This window comes from Bradyrhizobium sp. RP6 (assembly GCF_003837805.1).
GTDB lineage: Bacteria > Pseudomonadota > Alphaproteobacteria > Rhizobiales > Xanthobacteraceae > Bradyrhizobium.
This window is the reverse complement of sequence record NZ_RQIT01000001.1, coordinates 310,668-335,984: the sequence shown is the minus strand read 5'-3', so window position 1 is coordinate 335,984 and position 25,317 is coordinate 310,668. Positions and strand designations below refer to the sequence as shown.

31 protein-coding genes and 1 tRNA gene are annotated in these 25,317 nt (G+C 63.0%); 14 read left to right on the top strand and 18 right to left on the bottom strand.

The annotated features are described in order from the left end of the window. Positions 1–31 precede the first annotated feature (31 nt). Both EHH60_RS01815 and EHH60_RS01810 read left to right on the top strand, forming a co-directional pair. Complete coding sequence (locus EHH60_RS01815; protein ID WP_124157790.1) at positions 32–250, top strand: hypothetical protein; 219 nt, start codon at positions 32–34, stop codon at positions 248–250. A gap of 205 nt (positions 251–455) precedes the next feature. Then, positions 456–818, top strand: coding sequence for a hypothetical protein (locus EHH60_RS01810; RefSeq protein WP_124157789.1), 363 nt, complete (start codon positions 456–458; stop codon positions 816–818). Positions 819–934: 116 nt separating this feature from the next. Here the strand turns inward: EHH60_RS01810 and EHH60_RS01805 are convergent, their stop codons facing one another. The 10 genes from EHH60_RS01805 to EHH60_RS01760 form a co-directional block, all read right to left on the bottom strand. After that, a complete protein-coding gene (locus tag EHH60_RS01805; protein ID WP_124157788.1) occupies positions 935–3,442 on the bottom strand; it encodes a bifunctional DNA primase/polymerase in 2,508 nt (835 codons plus the stop codon). Between the two features lie 15 nt (positions 3,443–3,457). Further along, a complete protein-coding gene (locus EHH60_RS01800) occupies positions 3,458–3,808 on the bottom strand; it encodes a DUF6511 domain-containing protein (RefSeq protein WP_124157787.1) in 351 nt (116 codons plus the stop codon). After that, positions 3,795–4,061, bottom strand: coding sequence for a hypothetical protein (locus EHH60_RS01795; protein ID WP_124157786.1), 267 nt, complete (start codon positions 4,059–4,061; stop codon positions 3,795–3,797). Before EHH60_RS01795 ends, EHH60_RS01800 begins: the two co-directional genes overlap by 14 nt. 10 nt (positions 4,062–4,071) lie before the next feature. Next, on the bottom strand, positions 4,072–6,000 hold the full coding sequence (locus tag EHH60_RS01790) for a DEAD/DEAH box helicase (protein WP_124157785.1): 1,929 nt from the start codon (positions 5,998–6,000) through the stop codon (positions 4,072–4,074). Then, entirely contained in the window at positions 6,000–6,632 is a 633-nt protein-coding gene (locus EHH60_RS01785; protein WP_124157784.1) for an MT-A70 family methyltransferase, read from the bottom strand. The genes EHH60_RS01790 and EHH60_RS01785 overlap by 1 nt, the downstream gene beginning before the upstream one ends. Then, on the bottom strand, positions 6,629–6,886 hold the full coding sequence (locus tag EHH60_RS01780) for a hypothetical protein (protein WP_124157783.1): 258 nt from the start codon (positions 6,884–6,886) through the stop codon (positions 6,629–6,631). The genes EHH60_RS01785 and EHH60_RS01780 overlap by 4 nt, the downstream gene beginning before the upstream one ends. 5 nt (positions 6,887–6,891) lie before the next feature. Continuing rightward, complete coding sequence (locus tag EHH60_RS01775) at positions 6,892–8,004, bottom strand: hypothetical protein (protein WP_124157782.1); 1,113 nt, start codon at positions 8,002–8,004, stop codon at positions 6,892–6,894. Between the two features lie 102 nt (positions 8,005–8,106). Beyond that, a complete protein-coding gene (locus EHH60_RS01770; RefSeq protein ID WP_124157781.1) occupies positions 8,107–8,676 on the bottom strand; it encodes a DUF669 domain-containing protein in 570 nt (189 codons plus the stop codon). 42 nt (positions 8,677–8,718) lie between these two features. Continuing rightward, positions 8,719–9,501, bottom strand: a complete 783-nt coding sequence (locus tag EHH60_RS01765) for an ATP-binding protein (protein ID WP_124157780.1) — start codon at positions 9,499–9,501, stop codon at positions 8,719–8,721. A 12-nt stretch (positions 9,502–9,513) separates the two neighbouring features. Next, complete coding sequence (locus EHH60_RS01760) at positions 9,514–9,885, bottom strand: helix-turn-helix domain-containing protein (protein ID WP_245454369.1); 372 nt, start codon at positions 9,883–9,885, stop codon at positions 9,514–9,516. A gap of 267 nt (positions 9,886–10,152) precedes the next feature. Here EHH60_RS01760 and EHH60_RS01755 point away from each other — a divergent pair, with 267 nt between their 5' ends. The 8 genes from EHH60_RS01755 to EHH60_RS01720 all read left to right on the top strand — a co-directional run bounded on the left by EHH60_RS01755 (position 10,153) and on the right by EHH60_RS01720 (position 13,870). Beyond that, positions 10,153–10,848, top strand: coding sequence for an XRE family transcriptional regulator (locus tag EHH60_RS01755; protein ID WP_245454368.1), 696 nt, complete (start codon positions 10,153–10,155; stop codon positions 10,846–10,848). 91 nt (positions 10,849–10,939) lie between these two features. Then, on the top strand, positions 10,940–11,362 hold the full coding sequence (locus EHH60_RS01750; RefSeq protein ID WP_199751257.1) for a DUF7768 domain-containing protein: 423 nt from the start codon (positions 10,940–10,942) through the stop codon (positions 11,360–11,362). Positions 11,363–11,411: 49 nt separating this feature from the next. Further along, positions 11,412–11,618, top strand: coding sequence for a hypothetical protein (locus tag EHH60_RS01745; RefSeq protein ID WP_124157778.1), 207 nt, complete (start codon positions 11,412–11,414; stop codon positions 11,616–11,618). Then, positions 11,615–12,769: a beta clamp domain-containing protein gene (locus tag EHH60_RS01740; protein WP_124157777.1), complete on the top strand. Its 1,155-nt coding sequence runs from the start codon at positions 11,615–11,617 to the stop codon at positions 12,767–12,769. Before EHH60_RS01745 ends, EHH60_RS01740 begins: the two co-directional genes overlap by 4 nt. After that, positions 12,762–13,247 carry a hypothetical protein gene (locus EHH60_RS01735; RefSeq protein ID WP_245454367.1) on the top strand — a complete coding sequence of 162 codons (486 nt, stop codon included), beginning with the start codon at positions 12,762–12,764 and terminating at the stop codon, positions 13,245–13,247. Before EHH60_RS01740 ends, EHH60_RS01735 begins: the two co-directional genes overlap by 8 nt. Next, positions 13,234–13,443, top strand: coding sequence for a hypothetical protein (locus EHH60_RS01730; protein ID WP_124157776.1), 210 nt, complete (start codon positions 13,234–13,236; stop codon positions 13,441–13,443). Before EHH60_RS01735 ends, EHH60_RS01730 begins: the two co-directional genes overlap by 14 nt. After that, a complete protein-coding gene (locus EHH60_RS01725) occupies positions 13,443–13,649 on the top strand; it encodes a hypothetical protein (RefSeq protein ID WP_124157775.1) in 207 nt (68 codons plus the stop codon). The genes EHH60_RS01730 and EHH60_RS01725 overlap by 1 nt, the downstream gene beginning before the upstream one ends. Beyond that, on the top strand, positions 13,646–13,870 hold the full coding sequence (locus EHH60_RS01720; RefSeq protein ID WP_124157774.1) for a hypothetical protein: 225 nt from the start codon (positions 13,646–13,648) through the stop codon (positions 13,868–13,870). Before EHH60_RS01725 ends, EHH60_RS01720 begins: the two co-directional genes overlap by 4 nt. On the opposite strand, the gene EHH60_RS01715 is transcribed toward EHH60_RS01720, so the two are convergent. The 3 genes from EHH60_RS01715 to EHH60_RS01705 form a co-directional block, all read right to left on the bottom strand. Continuing rightward, entirely contained in the window at positions 13,860–15,212 is a 1,353-nt protein-coding gene (locus EHH60_RS01715) for a DUF6538 domain-containing protein (RefSeq protein WP_245454390.1), read from the bottom strand. The genes EHH60_RS01720 and EHH60_RS01715 overlap by 11 nt on opposite strands. A gap of 142 nt (positions 15,213–15,354) precedes the next feature. Next, positions 15,355–15,439: transfer RNA gene (locus EHH60_RS01710), tRNA-Leu, on the bottom strand. Between the two features lie 182 nt (positions 15,440–15,621). After that, positions 15,622–15,864, bottom strand: coding sequence for a FliM/FliN family flagellar motor switch protein (locus tag EHH60_RS01705; RefSeq protein WP_011088012.1), 243 nt, complete (start codon positions 15,862–15,864; stop codon positions 15,622–15,624). A 68-nt stretch (positions 15,865–15,932) separates the two neighbouring features. On the opposite strand from EHH60_RS01705, the gene lipB reads away from it, so the two are divergent. Both lipB and EHH60_RS01695 read left to right on the top strand, forming a co-directional pair. Next, on the top strand, positions 15,933–16,682 hold the full coding sequence (gene lipB, locus EHH60_RS01700) for a lipoyl(octanoyl) transferase LipB (protein WP_124157772.1): 750 nt from the start codon (positions 15,933–15,935) through the stop codon (positions 16,680–16,682). 197 nt (positions 16,683–16,879) lie between these two features. After that, positions 16,880–17,593 carry a DNA helicase gene (locus tag EHH60_RS01695; protein WP_124157771.1) on the top strand — a complete coding sequence of 238 codons (714 nt, stop codon included), beginning with the start codon at positions 16,880–16,882 and terminating at the stop codon, positions 17,591–17,593. 50 nt (positions 17,594–17,643) lie between these two features. On the opposite strand, the gene EHH60_RS01690 is transcribed toward EHH60_RS01695, so the two are convergent. Next, positions 17,644–18,066: a tautomerase family protein gene (locus EHH60_RS01690; protein WP_124157770.1), complete on the bottom strand. Its 423-nt coding sequence runs from the start codon at positions 18,064–18,066 to the stop codon at positions 17,644–17,646. 114 nt (positions 18,067–18,180) lie between these two features. Here EHH60_RS01690 and EHH60_RS01685 point away from each other — a divergent pair, with 114 nt between their 5' ends. Continuing rightward, the gene (locus tag EHH60_RS01685; RefSeq protein ID WP_124157769.1) at positions 18,181–19,029 is read left to right on the top strand and encodes a LysR family transcriptional regulator; all 849 of its coding nucleotides are present in this window, start codon (positions 18,181–18,183) and stop codon (positions 19,027–19,029) included. A 129-nt stretch (positions 19,030–19,158) separates the two neighbouring features. Beyond that, entirely contained in the window at positions 19,159–20,676 is a 1,518-nt protein-coding gene (locus tag EHH60_RS01680; RefSeq protein ID WP_124157768.1) for a PAS domain-containing hybrid sensor histidine kinase/response regulator family protein, read from the top strand. A 94-nt stretch (positions 20,677–20,770) separates the two neighbouring features. On the opposite strand, the gene EHH60_RS01675 is transcribed toward EHH60_RS01680, so the two are convergent. The 4 genes from EHH60_RS01675 to EHH60_RS01660 all read right to left on the bottom strand — a co-directional run bounded on the left by EHH60_RS01675 (position 20,771) and on the right by EHH60_RS01660 (position 25,295). Beyond that, positions 20,771–21,070, bottom strand: a complete 300-nt coding sequence (locus EHH60_RS01675; protein ID WP_124157767.1) for an acylphosphatase — start codon at positions 21,068–21,070, stop codon at positions 20,771–20,773. Continuing rightward, positions 21,067–21,933 (bottom strand): isocitrate lyase/PEP mutase family protein, encoded by an 867-nt coding sequence (locus EHH60_RS01670; protein ID WP_124157766.1) that lies wholly within the window; start codon positions 21,931–21,933, stop codon positions 21,067–21,069. Before EHH60_RS01670 ends, EHH60_RS01675 begins: the two co-directional genes overlap by 4 nt. Before the next feature lie 89 nt (positions 21,934–22,022). Next, the gene (locus tag EHH60_RS01665; RefSeq protein WP_124157765.1) at positions 22,023–24,038 is read right to left on the bottom strand and encodes an acetyl-CoA carboxylase biotin carboxylase subunit; all 2,016 of its coding nucleotides are present in this window, start codon (positions 24,036–24,038) and stop codon (positions 22,023–22,025) included. Between the two features lie 165 nt (positions 24,039–24,203). Further along, positions 24,204–25,295 (bottom strand): zinc-binding metallopeptidase family protein, encoded by a 1,092-nt coding sequence (locus EHH60_RS01660; protein WP_124157764.1) that lies wholly within the window; start codon positions 25,293–25,295, stop codon positions 24,204–24,206. Between the last annotated feature and the right edge of the window lie 22 nt (positions 25,296–25,317).

Genomic DNA, 25,317 nt, shown 5'->3' with positions numbered 1-25,317 from the left:
TCTGCGCGGCAGCGCAGGGGAACGCAGCATCATGCAGGTCAAGCCTCAGACGGCGCGTGAAATCGGCATCACCGGGAACCTGTTCGACTGCGTCACCGGCGCTCGCGCTGGCGCGCGCTACCTGCGCATCGCGATCTCGAAGGGCGGCCCCGGCTGCGCAGGCGTGAGCCTCTATCAGCGTGGCGTCTACGCCCGGCCTTCTTGCACGGCCTACGGCCGCAAGGTGATGCGAGCCGCCGCGCTGCATTAATGCACCGGGGCGTTGCCTATAATTGACATCCGTATTCTAACGGATGCGCTTCTTCGGTAATTACCGCGTGATTGTTGCCGAATGATTATTGACGGATGATCCGTCGAACAAATAAGACAACCAAGACGCGGCTAGAATCCGCGCCTTGGTTGAGCATCACCGAGGGGAAGAGCCGGGGGACGCCCGGCAGAAAAGGACGAAAATCGTGCAGAAACGGGGTGACGCGCTTGCGCTGGCTGTAGCGTTAAGCGGCGGGGACGAAGTGACTCTAGGGCCGACCGATAGCGCCATGTGCGCGGAAGCTCTGAGGTTCTATGCCAACGCTCGATTGAAAGAGCGCTCTTTGGGGGTCATGCGGCTCCCGGCAATCGCCATCGCCGCACTAGTCGGTGTGGCTGCTTTGAGCGGTTCGACTGCCGTCATCGGCAATCCCGCCACGAAGGCCGCGCTGGCCGACACCGCCGCTGTTACGGCGACATCTGTCCGTAGACTTCCGCCGATCCCCCATATCTCGCCCGATTCGCTCGCTGCCCAGCACTTCGCTTCAGCCTACCCCCACGACAGCTAAGCTGATCAATCATCACTGGAACGAATTAGCCCGCTTCGCAGCGGGCTTTTTTTTCGTCCTGGGTGATCCCCGTAGGAAACCGGGGGCGAACCCCCGGTTAATCCGTCGTTCATCCGTCACAGTGCGAACCACCGATGCGAAGGCCGACCGCCGGTCTTGGTCGAGGCGAACCGCTGCTCGATGACCTTGGACTCGAGAAGCTGTTGCGTGATGTCGTTCAGGCGGCGCAGATCGAACTCGCCGTTGACCATCTTCTTCAGGGTCGAGCTAGTGATCCCCGCCGACCCGGCTTCCTTGATCCAGCGGCGGACCTTCAGGTACTCGGCCTGCTTATCGTTGTTAGCCAGGCGGTCGCTGACCTCGACAATGCAGTGACGGGTCGAGAGCTCGGCCAGCTTCGCCGCCCAATCGACCAGATCGCGCGTGAGCACCGGCCGGGTCGGATCGACGCCGATGGCGACGATATGAGCGATGCGAAGCGCGACCTCCATGGTGCGGGTCCACAAGGCCGCCAGATCGGGCGAGCACGCCTCCCCGCGCCGCTTGAACGCCAGCCGCAACTCCATCCACCGTTCCTTCGCACCGGCTCCCCAATCGGCCACGCGAGGCCGCAAGATCGGGCGCGCCGACGAGTCCGGCAGGTTGCCCGCCCCGTTGTGCGTGATGATCGCCCGGCAATCTTCGATCAGCTTGGTCGGCGGTTCCTGGGACAGCTTCGGCTCGACGCCGTCGGCCGGGTCGCCGGTGATCGTGAGGACAAGCCAGCGCGGCAGGAAGCCGTCCGAGATGCCCTTGCCGGACATCGACGCCCAAAAGTCGTGAGGCGTTGACGTGCCATAGATCGAGAAGTTGGGGTTATAGATCGGCACTGCGCCTTCCGCCGCCGACGCGGTGCCCTTGTAGAGCGAATCGGCAGAAGTGAACATCTGCATGAGCATCTGCCTCATGCCCGTCTGATGCGTCCCGGCGCGCCGGTCCATGATCTTCCCAACGAACGCGCCCAACTCGTCCATGAGCGACAACTGCGAAGGGTTGTGCTCGATGGTCTTACGCAGGGCCGAGTCCGAGAGGTAGTTTTCCGGCGCCAGATAGCGGTCGAGACCGGCTTCCACGGCCAGCCGGGACAGAGCCTTGCGAGGATAGTCCTTGCCGTAGCCAGCGGGGGCCAGGGCGGCGATGTAGAGGTTGGTGCGGAGATTGGTAGGCCCGGCGTGGTGCCGCCCCGCGAGCGTCCCCACGAAGCCCAGAGCAGGCCCCAGGGCGAGCGGACGCGACGGGCTCGACGTTGACCCGGCGATCCAATCCATGATGTCCCCGACCAACCCAGGCGGATGGCACAAGGCTTCCAATTCGGCCATCGTGGGCGTGCTTTCGCCGTGCCCGGCATCGATAGCAGGATCTTCAGCGGGCTCGCCAGCGGGCTCCGCAGCGGCCTTGGCGGGCAGGTTCTCGACCGTCGCGAGCGCCGCCACTTCATAGGGCTGCGGGTTGGCCTTGACCCACGGCGGGTTGAAGCCTGCCGCCATCTGGCGCTCGACCCAAGAGCCGGGCTCCACGCTCGGCGCGGCCTCAAGGATCGCCTTCTCGCGCTCGGCGATGCGCGCCGCGTCCCGCTCGGTGGCTTCGGCCATCTGCGCCGCTTCCTTCCGGCGCGAGCGCAGGTCGATCTCGACGCCGAAGTTATAGCCAAGCTGCTCGCCCAGCCATTGCACGGCTGCATCGCGCTGCGCTTCACCAAGCTCCATCACCTTCATCACGACGTTGATCGGCGTGAAGGTCTCCATGGTGCCGAAGTCCTGAATGCCGCTCGGGTCGAACGACAGGTTCGGATGACGCTTCGCCATAGGACGGCCCGAGCCCGACGAACGCCACGGGGCGACCGCCCGGTACTTGGACCCGAGCCACCTTCCCTTCGGCAGCGCCAGCTTGCCAACCCACGCATGGAGGTTCGCCAGCGCGTCTTCGTTCAGCTTGCGGAAGAAGTCGGTCGAATGGACCTGGGACACGTCGGGGACCTCAGCCACGGGCTCATAGCGCCGATCAGCCTGGGGCTCATAGCCATACGCCTTCAGGACTTCCGCGATCTGTTCGGCGATGTCATCGGGCAACTCGGTCAGTTCGTTCAGCGACACGTCGAGCAGCGTGTCGGTCCACCAATAATAGGGCTCGCCGGTGTCAGGATGAATCGACGGCGGCAAGGCCGTCTGCTTACCTTCAGAGAGCAGATCGACAAGGCCGACGCGCTCGGGCGTGCGGAAGTTGCGCGAGCGGATGACATCGGTGTTGCCGCGATAGAAGAGCGAGATGCCCTTGCGGCCCTTCTTCTGCACGCTCGAGTGCGGCAGCATCGCGAGCAGCGCGTCCATCGCGGGCTCGAAGTCGATGTCGATGCAGATAAGCCCCAGGCCGCACGCCACGCCAACACCGGCGTTCGGCCACTTGGCCCAATAGTTGATCTGCAACTGGCTCGGCCGCGTGGTGCAGAACTCGTTCCAACCCTTGTAGGCTTTCCAGCTATCGTCGGCATACGTGCCAGGCAACTTGCTGTTCGGCATGATCGGGATCGGGTTGTAGCCGTTCTCAAAGAGGCCCGGTCCGGTTTGTGCGAAAGGCGATTCAATCACGGAAGACATTCCTGCTTAGAAGGGTGCAACGGCAGCGGTCACGCGCTTGCGCATGTTCTCGCCGTATGAGTTGAGGATGGTGGTCAGGAAGTTGCCCCACTCTTTCTCGGTCAGATCGGCTAAGCTGAACTTGCCCAGGCGTTCGAGGTACGCGCCAGCTTCAGCGCCAGCGTCTTGAAGCGCGAGGGCTTCGGTTGCAGTCAGAGTCTTCGGGACCATGTGAAAGACGTCCTTTCCAAGAGAGATACATTCGGGAGCTTCGCAGAGCCAAAGGATCGGCTTGCCACCCTTCGGGGCGAAGCCGATGCCGGTTGCCTCGCGGCGGCAGACGCCGCAGCAAATCGGTTCAGGGTCAAACACGCGCATTGTTGTCGTTGCTCGCAAGATGTCGGCGGATCGCGCGCTTGATCTGCGACACGGCATTGTCGGCAGACCGGCAGTCACCGGCGCTCGACGGGAAGAAGAACTTCAAGGACTTCCCCTCGCCTAGCTGCACAACAACATACGGATGCTTCGCGGCGTGGAACGGCTCGAACGAGTAGCCGTGTTGCGTCAGGTAAGCGCTTAGCTTCTGATACGACTCATTGCGCCGCATCGACCTTTGAAAGTTGTTCCCCATGTCGTCCCCATCAAAACGGAATGTCCTCGTCGAGATCGGTGTCCCAAGGCGCACGCGACTTCGGCAGCGGCGGCGTGATCTGCGCATTCCACGGAGCCGTGGGGCGGATCATCGCTGCCGGTTTGACGTGCCCAGGCATCACGGCCCGATGGTTGTCGTTCGCCACGGGAGCCTTCTGCCAAGGCTTCGCCGCAAGGGAAGCGCGGCACGCTGCCGCCTCTTGGGGCTTCCCGTTCAGCTCGAAGTTGCGGGCGATCATCTCGTCGCGGCTCGGCAGCGGCGCCGAGATGAACGACTGCGACTGACCTTCAGGCGCGATCTCGCCCAGCTTGCGCGCGACGATCTCCCAATGCTTGCCGTTCGCCTTGATCATGATCTCGGCGGTCTCGCGAAGCTCTTTCGCGCGGTTGAAGGTGTCTTGGATCGTGAACGGCGCGTCGTCCTTGCCGCCGTGCTGCCGCCACCACTTCTCGAACTTCACGCGGGCGTAGCCCTGATGCTCGGGGCAAATCCATTCCTTGTGAGAGACGGAGCCGCACAAATATTCGACGCGGATGCTCGGCGTGCCGCCCGGCTTGTCGTGCCGATAGAACGCGCGCCGCTTCACCGGCACCCAATCCGGCTTCGACGTTGACAGGATCGGCGTCACGTCGGCGGTCTGCTTGATGTTCTTCTCGACATCGCGCTCGAACTTGAAGCCGCAGTCGGGGCACTCCATGACGCTCGCATGGATCAGCGAGTGGCACTCGGGGCATTCCTTGACCGGAGCTTCACCGCCGCCCTTCCCCGGCTTACGCACGGTGACGGCATCGACCGGGCCATGGCGACGGACGTTGCCAGCGAAGTCGAGCACAAGGCAGTCGGACTTGCCGTTGCGGATGGACTCTTCAATGTCCTTGCCCATGCATCGCGTGCCGCGACCGACCATCTGCACATACAGCGCCGTCGACTCGGTCGGACGGAGCATCGCGAGCAAATCGACACGCGGCGCGTTGAAGCCGGTCGTCAGCACGTTGGCGTTGGTCAAGGCAGTGATCTTGCCAGCCTTGAACTCTTCGACGATCCGGCTGCGCTCGCCCTTCTCCGTCTCGCCGTGGATCGTCTCGCACGTATAGCCGCGCTCGCGGATCGCATCGCGAACATGGATGGCGTGATCGACGCCGGTGCAGAACAACAGCCATGACCGGCGCGGCTTCTCATTGCTGCTCGCGAAGCCGATCACTTCCTCTACCGCCGCCTGGGTGACGGGGTTCTTATCGACCGCGCGCTGAAGTGACTTGTTATTGAAGTCGACGCTCGACCGCGTGACGCCCTTCAGATCGAACGTCGTCTGCGTTGCCTTCGAGACCAGCGGGCAGAGGTACCCCAGGTCGATCAGTTCCTTGATCGTGATCTCATAGATGATGTCGGTGAAGAGCGCGTCGTCGCCCTCCGTGAGCAGGCCGGAGTCGATCCGATACGGCGTGGCGGTCAGACCGAGGATCAGCATCTTCGGATTGATCGCGCGCAGCGCCTTGATGAACTTGCCATACATGGCAGCTTCATCCGGCGGCACTAGATGCGCTTCGTCGATGATCAGCACGTCAACGTGGCCGATCCGCTCCGCTGCGCGGAACATGGTCCCGATGCCGCCGCAGACGATCTGCGCGTGCGCCTCCTTGCGACGCAGGCCCGCCGAATAGATGCCCGCCGGGGCGAAGGGCCAGATGCCCATCAACTCGGCGTAGTTCTGCTCGATCAGTTCCTTGATATGCGTCGCCATGACGATGCGCGTCGTCGGCTCGAAGCCGATGAACTCTTGCGTGATCGTTCCGAGCACAAGCGACTTGCCGCCGCCGGTCGGCAGGACGATTAGCGGATTGCCGTTCGGCTTGGTCGCCCAATAGTCATAGAGCGCATCGCAGGCTTCACGCTGGTACTTGCGCAGTTCGAGAGCCATCAGATTCCCCCGAACAGCGAGTTGTCGTTGGTTGCGCGAGCCGGATGGCCCGGCAGATGAAACAGGTTCGGGACGCCGCCGGTCTTTCCGACTTCGTTGCCCCATTGGTGCCAACCGGCGCGCGCGTGGCGTGCAAACAATTCGATGTACGGGCCGTCAAGAAGGCGTTCGATTCGGTTGTAAGCTTCGAGCGCCTTCGCGGAGTGTTCGCCGCGCGGCGCGAGGATTGTCTTCTCGTCTGGATCGAGATCGAGGGCCAGGCGCTCGACGGCCTTGCCGTTGCGCTTCGGCTTATCGCGCGTGCCGAACAGGCAAATCTCGGGATTGGCGCGGGTCCAATAGCCCATACCCATGTGCGGGCGCAGGCCGCGGCCGACCTTCACGTGGTAAAAACGGACGCTCTTGTAGCTGAAGCCCCACTCGGCGAGCACCTTAATGCCTTCGTCGACCGTCGTGTCGATGACCCAAAGGCCGCAGGCCGCGTCTCCTGGCACGATCTCGCGCACCGGCAGAGCCTTGATCTCGGGCAGCGGCATGCAGTCATAGTGCTCTTGGGGCGAGCGATCCTTGCCTTCCTCGCTCCACGTCTCGAACTGCCAAGCCGGATCGGCGTAGACGAACGGAAAGCTCACTGAAGAACCTCCGTCAGATCGGGCTCATGATCGGTGTCGTTGTCGAGCGAGGTCGCTGACAGATCGAAGAAACTGATCTTCGCCTTCTTGACCGGTTGATGGGTCGCCTTGTGATGGCAGTCGCAGAACGACTTCTCGTCGGAGGTCGGCGCGCCGCACACGAAGCCGTGCATGCCGGACTGCCCAGGCAGGAAGAACATGCACTGGCCTCGCTTCGTCTCGACGAAGCGAATTTTGAACGGATAGGCAGACATGCGCGTTATTCCCCTTGCGCTGCGTAGTGATCGGTCAGGCGGATGAACTCGGCGAAGCTGATCTCTTCGGAGAGAGGTTCGGTGTCGCGAGGATCGGGTTCGCCGGGGAGCGTCGCGAAAAGGCTGCCGCTTTCGGGGTGGTGCCAGTATTGGCGCTCGGGTTCGGGCTTCACGCCATCGCGCCACTCGCGGCCGTCGTGCAGGGTGTAGAGCGCCCACTCTTCTTCATCGCTCGCGTCGATCAGCTCGCCTGGGACGAGCGACGGGAGGAAGAGATGCGCGGGGCAGGCTTGCTTCTGCTCGGCGAGCGAGAGCGGTTTATTCCAGCGGGCGCAGGACCATGCGGCGTCGCCGAACATCTCTGGCGTGGCGTGGATGCAGGTCCGGCAAGAGATGCGAGCGAAAGCATGCTCATGGCAGTTAGCCAGATGGTTGCACATCGTCCGGCACTTGAACGCCATCTTCGCATTCGGATTCTCGTGCAGACGCGGCGGCGGATTCGGGTACTTGACGATGCGCTCCGCGCGAGCGAGCAGCCGGATAGCTTCGGCGTGATCGGTCTCGATGCGCTCGCAATGGACTTCGCCGGTGTTCTTGTTGCGGCAGATGTAAAGACCGCGCTCGAAGCCGAAGAGATGGCAATAGACGTTCAACTGAACCCAATGCGTGAAGTAGCCCTCGCGGACACCCAGCTTCTTCACCTTGTCCCAATAGGTGTCCTTCATCGACTTGGCTTCGACGACGTGCCAAGTCTTGGGAGCTTCCTGAAGGCCGAGCACCTTGCCATCCGTCTTACCGCGAACGTGTCCCGAGATCGCCGTCACGCGGTATTGCTTGCCGCGAGCATCGACATCGTCCACTTCGCAGCCGATCATGCGCAGCGCGTTGAGCAGCCGCGTTTCCTCGATCTCGCCGGTCTCGAACGTGATGGCCTTCAGGCCGTCGATGACTTCGGGCTGCGACGCCCAGCGGAAGGTGTACCAAAGGGCGCGCTCGCACTCTTCGCCGAGCAGCGAGATCGAGATGCCCAGGGAATCCCAAGCTTGGCTGCGCGCCTTTGCATAGGCGGCATAGATGGCTTCGGTGGTGGCGCTAAAGGGGCGCGGGATCGGTGCCATCAGGCAAGCCTCTATCGTTCGCGCCGAAGCGCGTTGTGCAGACTGAATTGTAGGGGGGATGGAAGAAGGTGCCGGGGCCGAAGCCCCGGCGTTAGTCGCGTCTTAGGCGGTCCGCTGCCAAGGCATCTGCCGAGCACCACCGGCAGCCGGTGCGGGCTTCGTCGCCTGGGTGGTGGTCGCCTGGGTGGTGGTCGTGGCCTTCACGTTGTCGTTGGCGGGCGCGGCCTTGCTCGGCGGCGGTTCGTTCGCGTTGCCCGCATGGATGAACTTCTTCACCGTCATGCGTTCCTTGTCGCTGCCGTCGCGGCCCTTGTAGGTCTCGACATCGAGATCGGCGTAGAACGGCTGGAAGAGAAGCTGATCGGTATCGGTCAGGTTGGCCTTGCCGATGCCGGTCGCTTCCGCGAGAGCCGCCAACTGCGCCTGACCGATCTTCTGCGCGGTCAACGTCTGATGGGTGACGTTGATGTTGCCGAAGATTTTCACGCCAGCGAACTCGCCCTCGACGACTTCGGCCTTGTACTCGAAGAGATCGCCGGTGTTCTTCGAATTGCGCTTGACCTCGCCCTCGACGATGTTGAGCAGATAACGGTCGCGCGGGATGATTACGCCGCCGCCGCCTTCTGCGTCCTTCTCGTTAACGTCGGCGAGGTTCACGTTCAGTTGTGCCATGTTCTTCTCCTATGGCGTTCGAGTGTTTTGGTAGTTGGTGGATTAGGCGGCTTCGGCGAGGGGCGCAGGCAGGTACTTGGCGAGCGCCGCGTAGCCTTCACCCTTCTTGAACTGCAACTCGGCGGGCATGCTGAAGCGGTTGCCAGCGATGAAGCCGGGGCGCTCTTCGAGGAACATCCAACGAGTGCCGCCGCCTTCGGCGTGCGTAAGCTGCTTGTTGAAGCCCGCATCGACCTTCTTGATCGAAGCCTTGAAGTTGAGGAACGCGATCACGTCGCTGTTCGCTTCGATGATGTCGGCGGCATCCTTGTGCAGGTTGACGCGATAACGCGAATACGGGTCGGTCGTCGGCGACTCGAAGCGGCTGATGTCGCAATGGCCGAGTTGGATCACGGCCATCTGACGGAGCGAGCGCAGCGTCATGATGCCGTCGATGTATTCGAGGAAGATGCTCGCGGCCACCTTGTAACCCTTGCCGTAGCCGGGGTCTTCGATGTTCTTCCATCCGTTGCGGGCGCAGGCTTCCGCACGGATCAGGTTTTCGAGGCCGGTGGTCGAGTCGAAGATCGCCGTGGCGTAGTTGTGCTCTTCGTTGACCAGCGCGCCGATTGCGTCGCACAGATCGTTGTAGCTGCGCACTTCGATGGTGTCCGCGACGATGCCCGCCGGGACGCTTTCGCCCGCAGCCGTCTGAATAAACACCGGACGCGGAAACTCCGCAGCCAGCGAGGACTTGCCGATCTTCGGCACGCCATAGATGGTGATGATCGGCTGGTCTTCGGCAGCGGACTTCTTTTTGATGCTGCCCTTCAGTGAGATTGCCATGTGGCTCCCCGGTTAGTGCTCGACGGCGTCGAGCTTCAAAGTCTTCGTCCACACCAGCCGGTCAACAAGCCGGTAGCCGGTGCGATTGATCGTCTCGATCTTCACGGAATGAGGTTCGGTCTTGGCGCGGATGCGCGACATGAACATCGCGACGCCATGGTCCGGCCGATCTTCGGTGCCATAGAGAACGAGCATTGCCATCTCTTTGGTGACGGTGTCGTAGGAGAGCAGCGCCAGGAAAAGCTCACGCTCTTTCGGCGTCAGCGGCCAGTTGGCGGGAAGAGCAGCGCATGCGACCATGCTTTGGCGCAGGTCTGCGAACTTCCGTTCGAGCACCCCTACCCGCTCGGCCAGCGCCTCTTTCGTTAACTGAACCATTTCCATCCGTCGATTACCGCTTGACATCCGTCGCCCATCCGGATTTATACCGAAGTCAGCTGGCAACTTTTCCGTGAAACCGCTGAACCTTCAGTAACGGACGGAGTTGTGGATGTCAACGGATGCCGACGGATGGAAACGCAAAATACGGCAACCGTCCGTCGCCTGATACTAGACAGGGTATGTTTCTTCGATAGCGGCCCACTAAGACGTGGTCTAAAAAGGAGCTAATCGAAAATGGTGATCAGTAGAGTAAACAGGGGGCTAAAGAGAATGAAGGCTAGAGCAGAAGAGAAGCGCACCAAAGCGCATCCGGCGCTCGAAACCATCAAGACACGAATCGCAGAGCGTCTTGAGGCAGCCGGACTATCGGGAAGAGAGGCTTCGGTCCGAGCAAAACTCGGTCTGACATATGCAAATGATATACTTGGCGGACGGTCTCTAAATCCAACCCGCGAAACACTAGCGAAGCTCGGCGCAGTTTTAGATACAGACGCCGACTATTTCTTTGGCACTCAAGAAACACCGCGCCTTCCGGCTTCTAATCTCGCGCCTGCCCGTTCCAACATTGTCGCTGAAGCCCGTATTCCTGCCGCAACTATTCCACTTTTTCAGATCGGCTTGACCGATCCTGATGGGTTCTTTGCACTCAATGCGGATCGTCGCTCTGCCTACTCTTCGCCGCTCATTTCGAACCGCGACGCCTTCGCGATTACGGTTCCCGACGACTGTATGGCTCCGCGCTATCGTATCGGCGAAGTGGTTGTCGTGAGCCCAAGCAAGCCCGTAGTTCACGGGGGGTTCGCTTTGGTCAGACAAACGGACGACCGCGTAGCGATTCGTCAGATCGTCACGATCTCAACCGACAAGATCACTGTGCGATGCCTAAACACTGAAGGCGACATCGACATTCCGCGTTCCCAGGTAAAGGCGTTGGAACGCATTATCGGTTCCTGTGAATTAGTTTGATTTGGTTTATCCGTCGCCATCCGTCAGCAACCGTTGACGTAACGGATAGATACCCATATGGTCCGTTGCTGCTCGGGAGGGGCAACGGATCATGCAAAGCATCAAGTTGGTTGTACTGGAATCGCCCTACGCTCGGGCGGTTGACGACAATGTCGCCTATGCGCGGCGTTGTCTGAAGGATTGCGCGCTGCGCGGCGAGAGCGCCCAGGCGTCGCACCTTCTGCTCACTCAAGTTCTCGACGACACGAAGCCTGACGAGCGCGCCCTGGGGATCGCGCTCGGCCTCGCTTGGCGCGAAGTCGCGCACTACTCGGTCTTCTACACGGACCGAGGATGGTCGAACGGAATGAGGGCTGCGCTCGATAGCGCCATCCTCGAAAATTGCCCCTTCAAGCTTCGCGCATTCGGCCGCGTGGTCTATCCGCCTCGCGTCGATCTGCCTCTGTCTGTTCTCGACGAAGTCGATGCAGAGCAGGCCGCCCGTAAGGTTGCGAGGGCTCATGTCGCATACTGACAAGCTCGCACTTCTGCGCGCTGGCGCGGCTCTTAGCGTGGGCGACTCAATGGTCGCTCGCCGCCATCTCGCAACGCTCGACGACGTTGCGGTCCGTGACGAGATCGAATCGCTGATCCGCGCCGATCTGCACGACGACGCCAAGCACCGGCTGCATCTCTACACCCATCCGAAATTTCGGTCCGTTGACGACTGCGAAGCGCACGTCGGCAGCGAGCACCATTACCGCATCACCATGCAAGGGGGCCTTCTGTGAAGTTCAAGATCAATCGTGACACTCTCACCGACATTGTTGCGCGCGGTGTATCCAGCGCACCGAAAAATTCGCCCGCTGTGATCGCGAACAACGCGCGCATCATTGTGCAGGATGGCACGATCTCCATTGCCACGACCGACTTTGAGATGATGGTCGAAGCAACCGGCGCATGCGAGGTCGAGGCCAGTGGCGCAACGACCGTCGATGCGATGAAACTGAAGTCCGTCGTGGATCGGCTGCCGAAAGGCGTAGATGTCACCTTCACCATGGACACGGCAAAGTACGAACTGATCGCCAAGGCCGGGCGCTCGCGCACTACCTTCCCCACCCTCGCCGCCGAAGACTGGCCTGCTCGCGACTACGCTATGGACGGCGCACAGTTCGCCATTGAAGGCGCTGATCTCGTCCGGCTGTTCGGTCACACCGCCCAGGCTCTTTCGACGGTGCCCAGCTCGCCGATGCAGGGCGTCTTCCTTCACGTCGCCGACGAGGGAAAGCGCCTCGCCGCCGTTGGCACCACCGGCACGATCCTGTTCAAGGCAACCGTCCCCGCGCCGGATGGTGCCGAAGACATGCCGCTGAACGACGGCCGCCCCGGCGTGATTCTCTCGGCCGAGACGGTCAACGCTGTGCTTCGGCTCTATCGCAGCGCCGACGTTGTCAACGTCATCGCCAACGCCAACTCCATCTTCTTCTACACCGACTCGACGCGCTTTTGCTCTTCGCTGTTGGTCGGCACGTATCCGAACTATCTTCCGCTTGTTTCGAACCCGGCTCCCGAGAGCATCGTCGTCAGTCGCGAAGCGTGTTCCAGCACGGTCGCGCTGCTCGAAACCTTCGCCTCGAAGGAATTGGGCCATCGCTTGCAGTGCGCGGGTTCGGAAGACGGCTTCGTGGTCGCGGTCGGCAGTCAGACCGGCGGCAGCGTGGACGTGGTCGAGGCAACGATCAACGGCGAGATTGCTGCGTTCGGCATCAACGGCATGTTCATGAAGACGATGCTGAACTCGTTCCGCGCGAGCACCATCGCGCTCCATCCCGACCATCGTAATCGTCGCATCATGTTCCAGGCGGACGATGAGCATCTGACCGGCGTCATCGCCATGATGAACATCGCCACCGACCTCGCGTCGGGTCCGAAGCATGAGTAGAACCCGCGACCGTGCCAATCGGCGCACGGTGACGATGCCGGAGCGCGTCGGCCCTCATGTGAAGCTTGTCTTCGCGGAGATGGCGCGGCTCCGCGTCACCTATGACGAGACGGAGGAAGGCTCTGGCGTTCGCCGCGCTTCGATTAAGGCGTGGCGGCGCAAGAACAAGCCGGGGCTCGAGTCTCTCGAAGCGGTGCTCGGCTTCCTGGGCTGGGATTTCGTCGCGGTGCCGCGCGCCAAAGTCTTGCCTGAGGAAGTCCGCGCAGAGCTTCAGCCCATCGCCGACAAGCTCGGCCTGACCATGCCGCAGACGGTGACGGCTTTGATCGAGATCGTCACCGGCATCCATGAGCGCTTCCCATTCCTACGCGACCCGACCGCGATCCGGCCGGTGCGCTTCAAAGGGAAAGAACGGCCGACGATCCACCCCGACCAGCACTCACTCTTGCAGGACGCTCCGACCCATGTCGCTCACTGACATTCAAGACATCACCACCCAACGCATGATCGAAGCGTGCAGATCGCGCAACGCGACGCCGACCCTCGACTCCGTCGCGCTCGCTCTGCTCGACGCTCGCTTCCGCGCCTTCGAGATCAACATGCGGATCGACGCCGTGATCGCTGGCGTGCGCGGCGTCGCGCGCAACGTCGAAGTCGAAATCGAGACCGTGTGATGAGGGATCGGAGCGAAGCGCTGAAGGAGCAACTTCGCCGGGACGCAGTCGATCCGGCGAAGGCGGAAGAGCGCCGCGTGACCATCGCGGCAAAGCAAGCCAAGCGGATGCGCGGCGTCGTGGTCGAGATCAGAAGGAAGCGTCCGCGCGATCCCGCGTCGTTCAATGCCGTACCCATCAACCTCGAAGTGGTCGTGTCGCGATGAAGGTCGCCAATGACAACGCCACCGGCAAGATTTCTGCCGATGGCGAGATCACAATCGAAGTGCTCGAACGCTGCCTAGACCGGCTTGCTATCGCTATGGAGCGCGCGCCCCATGGCGGCGAGGTCTATCTTCCGATCTTCGAACGGCTTGAGTCCGAGATCGAGGCGAAGAAGGCGAGCGAGTCCACGATGGCTCGCGCGCTCCGTCGCGTCAGACGATAGACGGATCGAACGGATAGACGATCTTCATCAACTCTTCCTGATACAGCTTCAATGATCCGCCCGAGCCGTATTGCTCGCGGTCGATGGCATGCCCCATCAGAATCTTCCGCAGTTCGTCGTCGATCCGGCCTTCCTTCAGGCGATCCTCGAACGTGTGCCGGAAACCGTAGAGCGTTTCCTTGCCGGTCGGCTGTAGCTTGTTTTCTTTGAGATAGCTGTTCACCGTCTGCGACAGCGTGCCGCCGTTCTCTCGGTAGCGCGGGAAGCCGTCAGGGTGGTGCTTCATTGCTTCGAGCGCGACGCCCACTAATGGGATGCGGCGGACCGACGACACCGTCTTCACTTCATGCGGCTCGTCAGGGTCGAACGATGGCTCGACAAGGATGTGCGGCACCTTGTCGTGAAGCTTGATGCGCTCAGCACGCAAGTAGCGAAGCTCGATGGGGCGAGCCCCGGTCTCGATGCAGACAAAGACGATATGGCGAGCTTCCTCATTCATGCCCGCGAGCACGCCGGGCTTCAGGATCACGTCGCGGACCCACTCGATCGGGAACGGCAACCGGCGCTTCTTGAACTTCTGATTGAAGGTCAGGCCCTCGAATGGATTTGGCCTCCCTTCGACACCGATATGGGCATAGTAGCGCTTGTAGAGGATGCTCATGTCGCCCAGGCGGCGCTTGCCGAGCGAGGCCGACTTCTTGGCCGCCTTGGGGTCCTTCGGCGCGATCAGCCCCTTGAAGTGATCGTGCATCTTCTTGGCGTGGTCGCGCGTGATGTCGTCCATCGCGAGGTCTTCGCCGATGACCTTAACGAAGGCATCGACAGCGTACTTCTTGACCTTCTTCCACGCCTTCTTCTGCTCTTCGCTCTTGCCGACGATCTCGACGGCCGCGATCTCGTCGCAGTAAATTTCGAAGGCTTCAGTGACCTTGACCTTGGGGCGATCCACGCCGCCCAGGACGGCCGTCTCGACGGCCACCGGCGTCCGCAGATCAGAGATCGCCGCGAAGCGCCTGACGAGGTCTTCGAGTGGTAGCTGCGCAACTTCCACCGCCGGGCGATAGGCGAACCCAAGAGCCTCTGCACGGGCTCGGGAGACCTTGTGAGCGGCTATCGCCGCATCCGTCTTGCCGTCCGTCAGCATGGAGGCCCATAGCACGTTGTCGGCTTCTTCGAGGATGTCCCGCTGCGCCCTAGCCTTCGCCAGATCGTCCGTCTTGAGCGATTGCCGGATCACCGGCGCGCGGTCTTCGAGATGCACGACGACCTTCGGCACGCGCCGCCAGTAGTAGTAGACACCATCCCGCAAGAGCAGGAATCGATCCTGATTTTCCTGCCTCACCAAGGTGCGCTCCCCGCCCGTGTGTCACAGAACATATCACGATCTGTATCACACAAAACGCGACAACGGAAAGCGACCGAAAATCGCGGCAAGGATTTCGCTGCGTTTTCAAATGGATAGCGATTTGAGGGAGAGACTTTATTGGTGCGCTCGGAGGGACTCGAACCCCCACGATTTTACTCACTGCCACCTCAAGGCAGCGCGTCTACCAGTTCCGCCACGAGCGCTTTGGGGATACCGGTCTGAGGCTTGAGGGCCGACCGGATCAACGGCGCCGATCTAACAAATCCATCAGAGGGGTACAAGCCTGCAAAGGCCCTGAATTCCACAAGCTTTGCAGGAAAGTTCCAGCCCTCTACCCGAATCGGCCCGTGCTGGTCCCCAGGGCCGCTACCGCCTGCCCGGGGCCCTACCGGGTCCCGGGCGTGCGCGGCAGCATCTGCTTGACCTCGACCGCGATGCGGTTGCGGTCGACCAGCACGACGCCGGAGGCGACGGGCAGATTGTTGGCCAGGACCTTGACCTCGTCGGCCTCGGTAGCATCCAGCTCGATGATGGCGCCGCGGGAAAGACGCAATACTTGATGGATCGGCATGGTGGTGGTCCCAAGGACGACCATGAGATCCACGGTGACTTTATCGAGAGTGGGCACTGTCAGGACCGCCGCGACATGGGACTCTTCATTTGCGCCTGCGATCATCACCACGTTATGGTTAGCCAATGGTTAATTCGCCTGAAAACCCCCGCCAGAACCAGCGTCAAGAGCTCGATCTGACGTCGTTTTCCGCCGCAGGCGGCGAGCCCGTCGAATGGCTTATCTCGGATGCTCCGGTGCCCTATCCGGATGCGGTCGCCGCCATGGAGGCGCGGGTCGCCGCAATTGCGGCGGGCGAGGCCCCGGAATTGGTCTGGCTGCTCGAACACCCCCCGCTCTACACCTCGGGCACCTCGGGCAAGCAATCCGACCTGCTCGATGCGCGATTCCCGATTTTCGCGAGCGGGCGCGGCGGGCAGCTCACCTATCACGGGCCAGGCCAGCGGGTGGCCTATGTCATGCTGGACCTCAAGCGCCGCCGGCCGGACGTTCGGGCCTATGTCGCGAGCCTGGAGGAACTGATTCTGCGCACGCTGGCCGTCTTCAATATTCGCGGCGAGCGGCGTGAAGACCGGGTCGGCGTCTGGGTCAGGCGGCCCGACAAGGGAGCGGACCACGAGGACAAGATCGCAGCGATCGGAGTCCGCCTGAAGCGCTGGGTGTCGTTCCACGGCATCGCCATCAATGTCGAGCCGGAGCTGTCGCATTTCGCCGGCATCGTGCCCTGCGGCGTCGCCGATCCCCGCTACGGCGTCACTTCGCTGGTCGACCTCGGGCAGCTCGTGACCATGGCCGACGTCGACATCGCGCTCCGGCAGGCGTTCGAGGAGCTGTTCGGATCGACCCGCGCACTGGTGCCGGAAGTGGTCGCCTAGGCGCTTTCCTGTTCGCCGTGCGCGGCTCTCGTTCTCTGCGGCCGCGGAATCAGCTAGCTTATCCCGGTGCCGCCCACGCCTCCCCCCTCCGCCGGGAAAGCAGACTTCATGCCGGGCGAATTGATCATCGGACCGACTGTTCGAGCGCTGGGCATAAGGAGGGATTGCGATCATGCTCGCAATGGGAGGTTCTCACGATGAAATTGTCTGCGCCGATCTATCATCTCAAGCGCAAGGCAAAGCGCCTGTCCCGCGAGGACGGCATTCCACTCCACGACGCGCTTGACCGCGTCGCCACCACGGAAGGGTTCTCCGCCTGGAGCCTGCTCGCGGCGAAAGCCGCGGCGGAGACGCCGGCCGGCAAGCTGTTTCCTCAATTCCGGCCGGGTGAGCTGGTGCTGCTCGGTTCGCGGCCCGGTCATGGCAAGACGCTCATGAGTCTCGAACTTGCGGTGGAGGCCATGAGGAAAGGCAGCCGCGCCGCGTTCTTCTCGCTCGAATACACCGAGAGAGATGTTCTGGACCGCTTGCGGGCGATCGGCGTGGATCCCGCGCAATTCGACGGATTGTTCGAGGTCGATTGCTCCGATGCGATCAGCGCCGATTACGTCGTCAAGCAGATGGCCGCCGCTCCGCGCGGCACATTCGTCGTGATCGACTATCTGCAACTGCTGGACCAGCGGCGGGAAAATCCCGACCTGACCGTTCAGGTGCGCGCGCTGAGATCGTTCGCACGTGACAAGGGGCTGATCGTCGTCTTCATCTCCCAGATCGATCGATCCTATGATGCCGCAGTCAAGCCCTGTCCCGATCTCAGCGATGTCCGCTTGCCGAACCCGCTGGACCTGAAGCTGTTCGACAAGACGTGCTTCATCAACAATTCCGAAGTCCAGTTCCGCGCAGCGAGCTGACGATCCCTCGCAACCGGTCGCGGGTGAGATTGCTCACCCGCGATCAGGCATCACGCCGCCTGCAGCGAAACCTCGAGCTTGCCGGCGATGTAGCGCCGCTCCTGGGTCAGGCCGCCAAAGCCGTAGGCGTCGCCCTTGACCTCGTCGACATGCAGGTAGGTCTCGGGATGCAGCGGACCCAGGACCTCGGCCATGCGCTTGAACATTGCAGCGAGATAAGCCGCCTTCTCGTCCTTGGTGTTGGTGCCCTCGCTGACGTGGACGTCGATCCAATAACTTGCGAGCTTCTGCTCGGCGAGCGACTTGCCGCCGGCGAACCAGTCGTGGGCATCCACGGACTTCACGATGATGGCGGTGACCCTGGGATCCTTGTGCAGAATCTTTGCGGTGAGCTCTGACACGGCATTGGCGATGTCGGCCTTCAGCGACGGCGACTGGCGAGACGTGGCGTAGGACACGGTGATCAGGGGCATGGTGGTTCTCCTCAAGATGCTGCGCAGGGCCTTGCGCGGCGTTGGTGACAAGCTAGACCCGGGAGCATGATTTTGGTATCTTATCGAAGCTTATATCAGTGATAACAATCCATAATGAACGCAACACTCGACATCGCCACGGTCCGGGCCTTCCTGCTGGTTGCCGACCTCCAGAGCTTTACCCGCGCGGCCGAAGCGCTGGGCACGACGCAGGCGGCTGTCAGCCTCAAGCTGCAACGGCTGGAGACGTTGCTGGGGAAACGCCTCGTCGAACGCTCGCCGCGCGCGGTTCGGCTCACTGCCGATGGTGCTGATTTCCTCGATCGCGCCCACGCGCTCATGGAAGCGCATGACCGTGCGTTCGAGGCTTCCGCCGCGCAATCGCTCTCGCTCGGCATCTCCGACCATGCCGCGGGCCCCGAACTGGTGCCGCTGCTCGAACGGCTGCACGCGATGTCCGCGAATCTCACGCTCGCCGTCACGATCGGCTTCTCGCGCGAGATGCAGGATGCCTATGACGCGGGCGAGCTGGACGCCGTGATCGTCCGGCAGGAGGGCAGCCGCCGTGGCGGCGAGAAGCTGGCAGATGACGAGTTCGGCTGGTTCGCGTCGCAGCGCTTCATGGTCCGAAAGGGCGAAGCACTGCCGCTCGCAACGCTCGCCCCGCCTTGTGGCGTCCGCGCCATCGCCGTGCGCGCGCTCGACAAGGCCCGCATCCCCTGGCGCGAGCGTTTCGTCGGCGGCGGTGTCACGGCCGTGGTCGCGGCGGCGCTTGCCGGACTTGCAATCGCGCCGCTGGCGCGGCGGATCGCACCTCCGGGCTTGGTCGATATCGGGCCGGCGCACAAGCTGCCGAGGCTCGGCAGCTCGAAGGTGGTGCTGCATTCGAAAGTCAGCGATCCCGCCAAGCTCGCGGCACTGCGCGCTGTGGCCGCGACGTTCCGGAGCCGGGCGACGAGTTAGCGGCCCGTCCGAGGAGCCTGATCGCCCGGCGGCCACCGTATATGGTGCGGATATTGCCTAAAAATGTCCCACAGACTGGGAACAAATCCGCCATGTGCGGCGTTTGTCCCCGTCGAGGCGGGGTCCGGAATGACCGAAAAGTTCAGTCAACAGAGAGACTTGTTCGAGAGCGAGCGCAGTTTCCGGCTGTTGGTTGAGGGAGTCGCCGACTACGCGCTCTACATGCTTGATCCCAAGGGGATCATCACCAGCTGGAACATCGGCGGCGAACGCATCAAGGGCTATTCGCCCGAGGAGATCCTCGGCCAGCATTTTTCCCGCTTCTACACCGAGACCGATCGCGCCAATGGCAGGCCCGCGCGGGCGCTCGGCATTGCCCGGGAGAAGGGCCGATACGAGGAAGAAGGATGGCGCGTCCGAAAGGACGGCACGTTCTTCTGGGCCAGCGTGGTAATCGACCCGATCTACGAGAACGGCGCGCTGATCGGCTTCGCCAAGATCACGCGCGACGTCACGGAGCGCCGCAATGCCCAGCTCAAGCTCGAGGCAATGCAGAAGCAGCTCGCCGAGTCGCAGAAATTCGACGCACTCGGACAGCTCACCGGCGGGGTTGCGCACGACTTCAACAATCTTCTGATGATCATCAGCGGCAGCCTTCACATCCTGAAGAGGAGCGCCACCGACGACCCCAAGCTCGAGCGCGCCATGTCCGCGATCGAGACCGCGACCAAACGCGGCGCCGCGCTGACAAACCAGCTCCTCACGTTCGCGCGACGGCAGAGCGTGAACCCGCAGGCGATCGATTTCGCCGAACGCATCGCGGCCATCCGCGAGGTGCTCGACGCCGGCGTGGGCAGTTCCGTGCGTCTCGCCTTCGACATTCGCTCCGACACATGGCCGATCAAGGCCGACGTCTCCGAGCTCGAGACCGCGCTGCTCAACCTCGTCATCAATGCCCGGGACGCGATGCCGGACGGAGGCACGGTGACGATCGGAGCGCGCAATGTCGTGCTGAACGAGCCACCCCTCGCCGGCGATTTCGTCGCAATCGACGTCACGGATACCGGGCTCGGAATACCCTCCGACGTTCTCGACAAGGTCTTTGAGCCGTTCTTCACGACCAAGCCGATCGGAAAAGGCACGGGTCTCGGCCTTTCGCAGGTGCACGGCTTCGCCCATCAGGCCGGCGGCACGGTAAGGGTCGCAAGCGAGCTCGGAAAGGGCACGACATTCACCATCATCCTGCCGCGCGGGACAGATGCGCCGTCGCGCGAGACATCGGGGACGCCGTTCCGTGGCAGCGGCACGGTGCTGCTGGTCGAGGACAATCCCGACGTTGCTCTGGTCAGCATCGGTCTTCTGGAGCAGCTCGGCTATCAAGTACGCCGGGTCGCCGATGCCGAAGCGGCATTGCGCGAGATCGAAAGCAACGGCGTCGACTTCGTGTTCTCGGACATCGTCATGCCCGGCAAGATGGATGGGCTCAGCCTCGCCCATCGCCTCCGCCAGATCCGCCCCGGTCTGCCGATCCTGCTTGCCACCGGCTACAGCGAGGTAGCCGCCGGCGTTCGCGGCGATTTCCCGATCCTGCGCAAGCCCTATGAGATCCACGAGCTGAGCGAGGCGATCGCCAAGCTGCCGCGATGAGGGTTCGCTTCGAGAGCTTGAGGCACCTAAGCCTCCTCTCCCTCATGGCCGGGCTTGTCCCTTCTGCCCGGGCCTGACCACTTCTTGTGAGCGTTTACGCCGTCGGCAACACCGAGAACGCCTCTCCTGGCCGGCGCAGATTCAGCTCATCCACGCTCGCGGTTTCACTCGTGACACTGTCGACGCGCGAGGACGGCGGGCCGTGGCGGCACAGCGCGACCATGTCGGCAACGTGCTTCGGCGCGCCGGCGAACAGCGCTTCCACGCTGCCGTCGCGACGGTTGCGGACCCAGCCTTCGAGGCCGCTCGTCGTCGCCTGATACTCGACCCAAGCCCGATAGCCGACGCCCTGCACGCGTCCGCGGATCATGACCTGGAGAATTGCCCGGCTCATTTTGTGAGTCCGAGGACATCGGCGCTGCGCGCCCTGGCCTCGCTCTCGCGCATGACACGGGCCATCAGCTCCGACGATGCCAGGCTCTTGAGACTTTTCGGCGCCGTGCCCTCGCGCAAGGCTTTCTGCGTCTCGTAGACGGCCTGCGTCGCGGCGGCGATCGGTGCATGACCCTGCAGCGCGATGCGTACGCGCCGGCTTGCAAGGTAATCGAGCGCGTTCAATTCCTCCTGCGCGCCGCCGAGCACGATCGGCAGGCGCGTGGCGGATGCGATGGCCTCGAGTTCGGCGCGCGACGTGATGCCGGTGAAGAACAACGCATCGACCCCGGTCTCTTCGTAGGCCTTGGCGCGGCGAACCGCATCCTCGATCGAGGTGATCGCGGCAGCGCCCGTGCGGCCCATGATCACCAGCGACGGATCGCTGCGGCCGACAAGCGCCGCTTTCATCTTGCCGACGCCTTCTTCGAGCGAGATCAGCTGCGTCTTGGTTTCGCCAAAGGCAGCCGGCAGCAGCGTGTCCTCGATGGTGAGGCCGGCCGCGCCCGCCATCTCAAGCTCCTGGACCGTGCGGCGCACGTTCAGCGCATTGCCGTAGCCATGATCGGCGTCGACCAGAACGGGGAGCGTTGCGGCTCGGGACATCCGCCGCATCTGCTCGGCAAGCTCGGTGAGCGTGATCAGCGTGATATCGGGGTCGCCGAGCACGGCGAGCGAAGCCACTGATCCCCCGAACATGCCGACCGGAAACCCGAGGTCCTCGGCAATACGGATCGAGATGGCGTCGTAGACCGAGCCCGGATGGACACAAGTCCCGCCCGACAGGATGGAGCGAAGTTTCTCGCGGCGGGAACGAAAGGCCATGGTTGCCTCACTCTCAATTCCTCGCCCTTCGAGACGCCGCGCAAGCGCGGCGCCTCAGGGTGAGGGTCGACTATTGTGCTCCAGAGCGCTTACGCAAACTCCAGGATCAGCGCGTCCACCGCCAGCGTCGCGCCCGCGCTGGCGTGGATTTTCTTCACCGTGCCGTCCTGCTCGGCGCGCAGCACGTTCTGCATCTTCATGGCTTCGACCACCGCGAGCGTCTCGCCAGCCTTGACCTCCTGCCCCTCGGTCACCGCGATCGAGACCACGAGGCCCGGCATCGGGCAGAGCAGCTTCTTGCCGGTGTCGGAGGCCGTCGTCACCGGCATCAGCCGCGCCGAAGTCGCCTCGGCTTCGGTCCAGACATAGACCGGCACCTCGACGCCCTGATGCGCGAGGCGGATGCCGTTGGCAATCGGGCGCGCCTGCACCGCGACGAAATGGCCGTCGATGGTGCCCTGCCAGACCGGATCGCCCGGCTTCCACGGCGACTGCAACAGATGCGCATTGCCGGCCTTGCCGTCGGCATCGATGAAGCGGATCGCGATCGCCTCGCCCTCGCGTCCGACCTCGAGCAGGATCTCCTCGCGATCGAGCCAGAGCGCGCGACGCCGCTCGCGCTGCACGACGCGCCCACCCATCTGGCCGGAGATCTGCCGCTTGCGCTCGCCCAACACGTGATCGATGGCGGCGCCGACCGCTGCGATCCGCCGCGCCACCTCGCCTTCGGGCACCCGCACTGCAAAGCCCTTGGGGAATTCCTCGGCGATGAAGCCGGTCGAGAGCCGTCCCTCGCGCCAGCGCGGATGGTGCATCAGCGCGGACAGGAACGGGATGTTGTGCCTGATGCCATCGACGTAGAACGAGTCCAGCGCGGTGGCCTGCGCCTCGATCGCGGCCGCGCGCGACGGCGCATGCGTGACGAGCTTGGCGATCATCGGATCGTAGTGGATGGAAATCTCGCCCCCCTCCTGCACGCCGGTGTCGTTGCGGATGGTGATGCCGTCCTTGCTGGCTTCCGCCGGCGGGCGATACTTCACGAGCCGCCCGATCGAGGGCAGGAAGTTGCGGAACGGATCTTCGGCGTAGAGGCGGGATTCCACTGCCCAGCCGGTCAGCGTGACGTCCTTCTGCGCGATCGCGAGCTTCTCGCCGCTCGCGACACGGATCATCTGCTCGACCAGATCGACGCCCGTGACGAGCTCGGTGACGGGATGCTCGACCTGGAGGCGCGTGTTCATCTCCAGGAAGTAAAAGCTCTTGTCCTGCCCTGCGACGAACTCGACCGTTCCGGCGGAGTCGTAATTCACGGCCTTGGCCAGCGCGACGGCCTGCTCGCCCATCTTGCGGCGGGTGGCTTCGTCGAGCAGCGGCGACGGCGCCTCCTCGATGACCTTCTGGTTGCGGCGCTGGATCGAGCATTCGCGCTCGCCGAGATAGATCACGTTGCCGTGCTTGTCGCCCAGCACCTGGATCTCGATGTGGCGGGGATCGACGATGAACTTTTCGATGAAGACGCGGTCATCGCCGAACGAGGCCTTTGCTTCCGCTTTTGCCAGCCCAAATCCCTCCTCGACCTCCTGGGTCGAGTGGGCGATTCGCATGCCCTTGCCGCCACCACCGGCGGAGGCCTTGATCATCACGGGATAGCCGATCGCGTCGGCGATCCTGACCGCATGCTTGGCGTCTTCGATCACGCCGAGAAAGCCCGGCACGGTCGAAACGTCGGCCTTGGCCGCCGCCTTCTTGGATTCGATCTTGTCGCCCATCGCCGCGATCGCGCCGGGGTTGGGGCCGATGAAGACGATGCCGGCCGCCTCCAGCGCACGCGGAAACGCCTCGCGCTCGGACAAAAAGCCGTAGCCGGGATGCACGGCTTGCGCGCCCGTCTTGCGGCAGGCCTCGACGATCTTCTCGATCACCAGGTAGCTCTCGGCCGCCGCGGGCGGCCCGATCAGCACCGCCTCGTCGGCCATCTCGACATGGAGGGCATCGCGGTCGGCCTCGGAATAGACCGCGACCGTCTGAATTCCCATCTTGCGGGCGGTCTTGATGACCCGGCAGGCGATTTCGCCGCGATTGGCGATCAGAATCCGTTTGAACATGCTTTTCTTGGGTCTCGACCTTGGGCGGGACCCGTCTCCTGGCCGTTGGGGCCTATGGGGCGGGCCGTGTGGCTCCCGTGGTACATCAAAATGGGCCGGAGGCAACGGTCTAAATCCGGGGCCTCTGGCGTACCAGCGCAAGACCGAAATGGGCCCGGCGAGCCCCTAGGGACGCCGTTCCGCTTCCCGGGGCTTCCCGGCCTTGGCCACGTCCCGGACCAGGCCGTGAATGAAGCCGAGTTTGGCGACCACCGCGGGCGATAGGATGAAGGGATAGAGGTCGCGCAGGCCCATGGCGCGGTTGACGCTGTTCATGGCGAAGGTGAAGGGCAGCCATGCGTTGACCAGCGCCTCGATATCCCTTGCCTCGTAAGGGTTGAAGCGGATGCGCGCCGTCAGTTCCCCAACGCGGTCGACCCTGGGGCGCACCTCCATGCCGAACTCGGCGGCCATCTCCAGCGTGTCGACGATGTGGAGGTAGTGCGCCCAGGTCTCGGCAAAGTCTTCCCAGGGATGCGTCGTGGCGTAGGCCGAGACATAGCTCTGCTGCCAGTGCGGCGGCGGGCCTTCGGCATAGTGCCGCTGCAAGGCCTGACCGTAATCAACGGAATCGTCGCCGAACACGGCGCGACATTGGTTCAGCTTGCCGCCGTCCCGCACCAGCACATCCCAAAAGTAGTGCCCGACCTCGTGGCGGAAATGCCCGAGCGGCGTCCGGTAGGGCTCGCCCATCTCGAGCCTGCGCCGCTCGCGCTCGATGTCGTCCGCCTCCTTGAGCGCAATCGTGATCAGGCCGCTGTCGTGGCCAGTCATGACCTTCTCTCCGCTGTTCGGATCGTCGGCTAGGAAATTGAAGATCAGCCCATGCCCGGGATTGTCCTGCCGGGTCTGGAGCGGCAGCCTCCAGCGGATCAGGGAATAGAATAGACGGTGCTTGGCCACCTCCAGCTCACGCCATCCAGCAAGCTGCGCCGGATCGGAAAGGTTCGGTACTGTCCCATTGTGGCGGCAGGCGCGGCAATATCCGGTGGTATCGCCCGTATCCGTCAGCCAGTTGCAGGCGTCGTACTCGGCATTGCGGCACAGCATCCGGCTTTCGCCATTGTCGGCCAATGTCCTCCAGGCTTCTCCGTCGGGCTCGATCGCCGACATTGTCTCCTTCTCCGGCAGGAAGGCGACACGATGGCCGCAACGTTCGCAGGCACGATTCTCGAAATAGAGAACGTTGCCGCAGGCCTGACAGACGAAGAGCTTCAAGATTTAGCCTCTTTGGAAAGGG

Bases quoted from the DNA above. Each gene is read 5' to 3' on its own strand.
- EHH60_RS01780 (WP_124157783.1), bottom strand. From the start codon at position 6,886: ATGTCTGCCTATCCGTTCAAAATTCGCTTCGTCGAGACGAAGCGAGGC.
- EHH60_RS01680 (WP_124157768.1), top strand. From the start codon at position 19,159: ATGACCGAAAAGTTCAGTCAACAGAGAGACTTGTTCGAGAGCGAGCGC.
- EHH60_RS01690 (WP_124157770.1), bottom strand. From the start codon at position 18,066: ATGCCCCTGATCACCGTGTCCTACGCCACGTCTCGCCAGTCGCCGTCG.
- EHH60_RS01675 (WP_124157767.1), bottom strand. From the start codon at position 21,070: ATGAGCCGGGCAATTCTCCAGGTCATGATCCGCGGACGCGTGCAGGGC.
- EHH60_RS01790 (WP_124157785.1), bottom strand. From the start codon at position 6,000: ATGGCTCTCGAACTGCGCAAGTACCAGCGTGAAGCCTGCGATGCGCTC.
- EHH60_RS01795 (WP_124157786.1), bottom strand. From the start codon at position 4,061: ATGGGGAACAACTTTCAAAGGTCGATGCGGCGCAATGAGTCGTATCAG.
- EHH60_RS01670 (WP_124157766.1), bottom strand. From the start codon at position 21,933: ATGGCCTTTCGTTCCCGCCGCGAGAAACTTCGCTCCATCCTGTCGGGC.
- EHH60_RS01765 (WP_124157780.1), bottom strand. From the start codon at position 9,501: ATGGCAATCTCACTGAAGGGCAGCATCAAAAAGAAGTCCGCTGCCGAA.
- EHH60_RS01760 (WP_245454369.1), bottom strand. From the start codon at position 9,885: ATGGAAATGGTTCAGTTAACGAAAGAGGCGCTGGCCGAGCGGGTAGGG.
- EHH60_RS01815 (WP_124157790.1), top strand. From the start codon at position 32: ATGCAGGTCAAGCCTCAGACGGCGCGTGAAATCGGCATCACCGGGAAC.
- EHH60_RS01720 (WP_124157774.1), top strand. From the start codon at position 13,646: ATGAAGGTCGCCAATGACAACGCCACCGGCAAGATTTCTGCCGATGGC.
- EHH60_RS01725 (WP_124157775.1), top strand. From the start codon at position 13,443: ATGAGGGATCGGAGCGAAGCGCTGAAGGAGCAACTTCGCCGGGACGCA.
- EHH60_RS01755 (WP_245454368.1), top strand. From the start codon at position 10,153: ATGAAGGCTAGAGCAGAAGAGAAGCGCACCAAAGCGCATCCGGCGCTC.
- EHH60_RS01775 (WP_124157782.1), bottom strand. From the start codon at position 8,004: ATGGCACCGATCCCGCGCCCCTTTAGCGCCACCACCGAAGCCATCTAT.
- EHH60_RS01685 (WP_124157769.1), top strand. From the start codon at position 18,181: ATGAACGCAACACTCGACATCGCCACGGTCCGGGCCTTCCTGCTGGTT.
- EHH60_RS01730 (WP_124157776.1), top strand. From the start codon at position 13,234: ATGTCGCTCACTGACATTCAAGACATCACCACCCAACGCATGATCGAA.
- lipB (WP_124157772.1), top strand. From the start codon at position 15,933: ATGGTTAATTCGCCTGAAAACCCCCGCCAGAACCAGCGTCAAGAGCTC.
- EHH60_RS01750 (WP_199751257.1), top strand. From the start codon at position 10,940: ATGCAAAGCATCAAGTTGGTTGTACTGGAATCGCCCTACGCTCGGGCG.
- EHH60_RS01665 (WP_124157765.1), bottom strand. From the start codon at position 24,038: ATGTTCAAACGGATTCTGATCGCCAATCGCGGCGAAATCGCCTGCCGG.
- EHH60_RS01735 (WP_245454367.1), top strand. From the start codon at position 12,762: ATGAGTAGAACCCGCGACCGTGCCAATCGGCGCACGGTGACGATGCCG.
- EHH60_RS01695 (WP_124157771.1), top strand. From the start codon at position 16,880: ATGAAATTGTCTGCGCCGATCTATCATCTCAAGCGCAAGGCAAAGCGC.
- EHH60_RS01770 (WP_124157781.1), bottom strand. From the start codon at position 8,676: ATGGCACAACTGAACGTGAACCTCGCCGACGTTAACGAGAAGGACGCA.
- EHH60_RS01745 (WP_124157778.1), top strand. From the start codon at position 11,412: ATGGTCGCTCGCCGCCATCTCGCAACGCTCGACGACGTTGCGGTCCGT.
- EHH60_RS01800 (WP_124157787.1), bottom strand. From the start codon at position 3,808: ATGCGCGTGTTTGACCCTGAACCGATTTGCTGCGGCGTCTGCCGCCGC.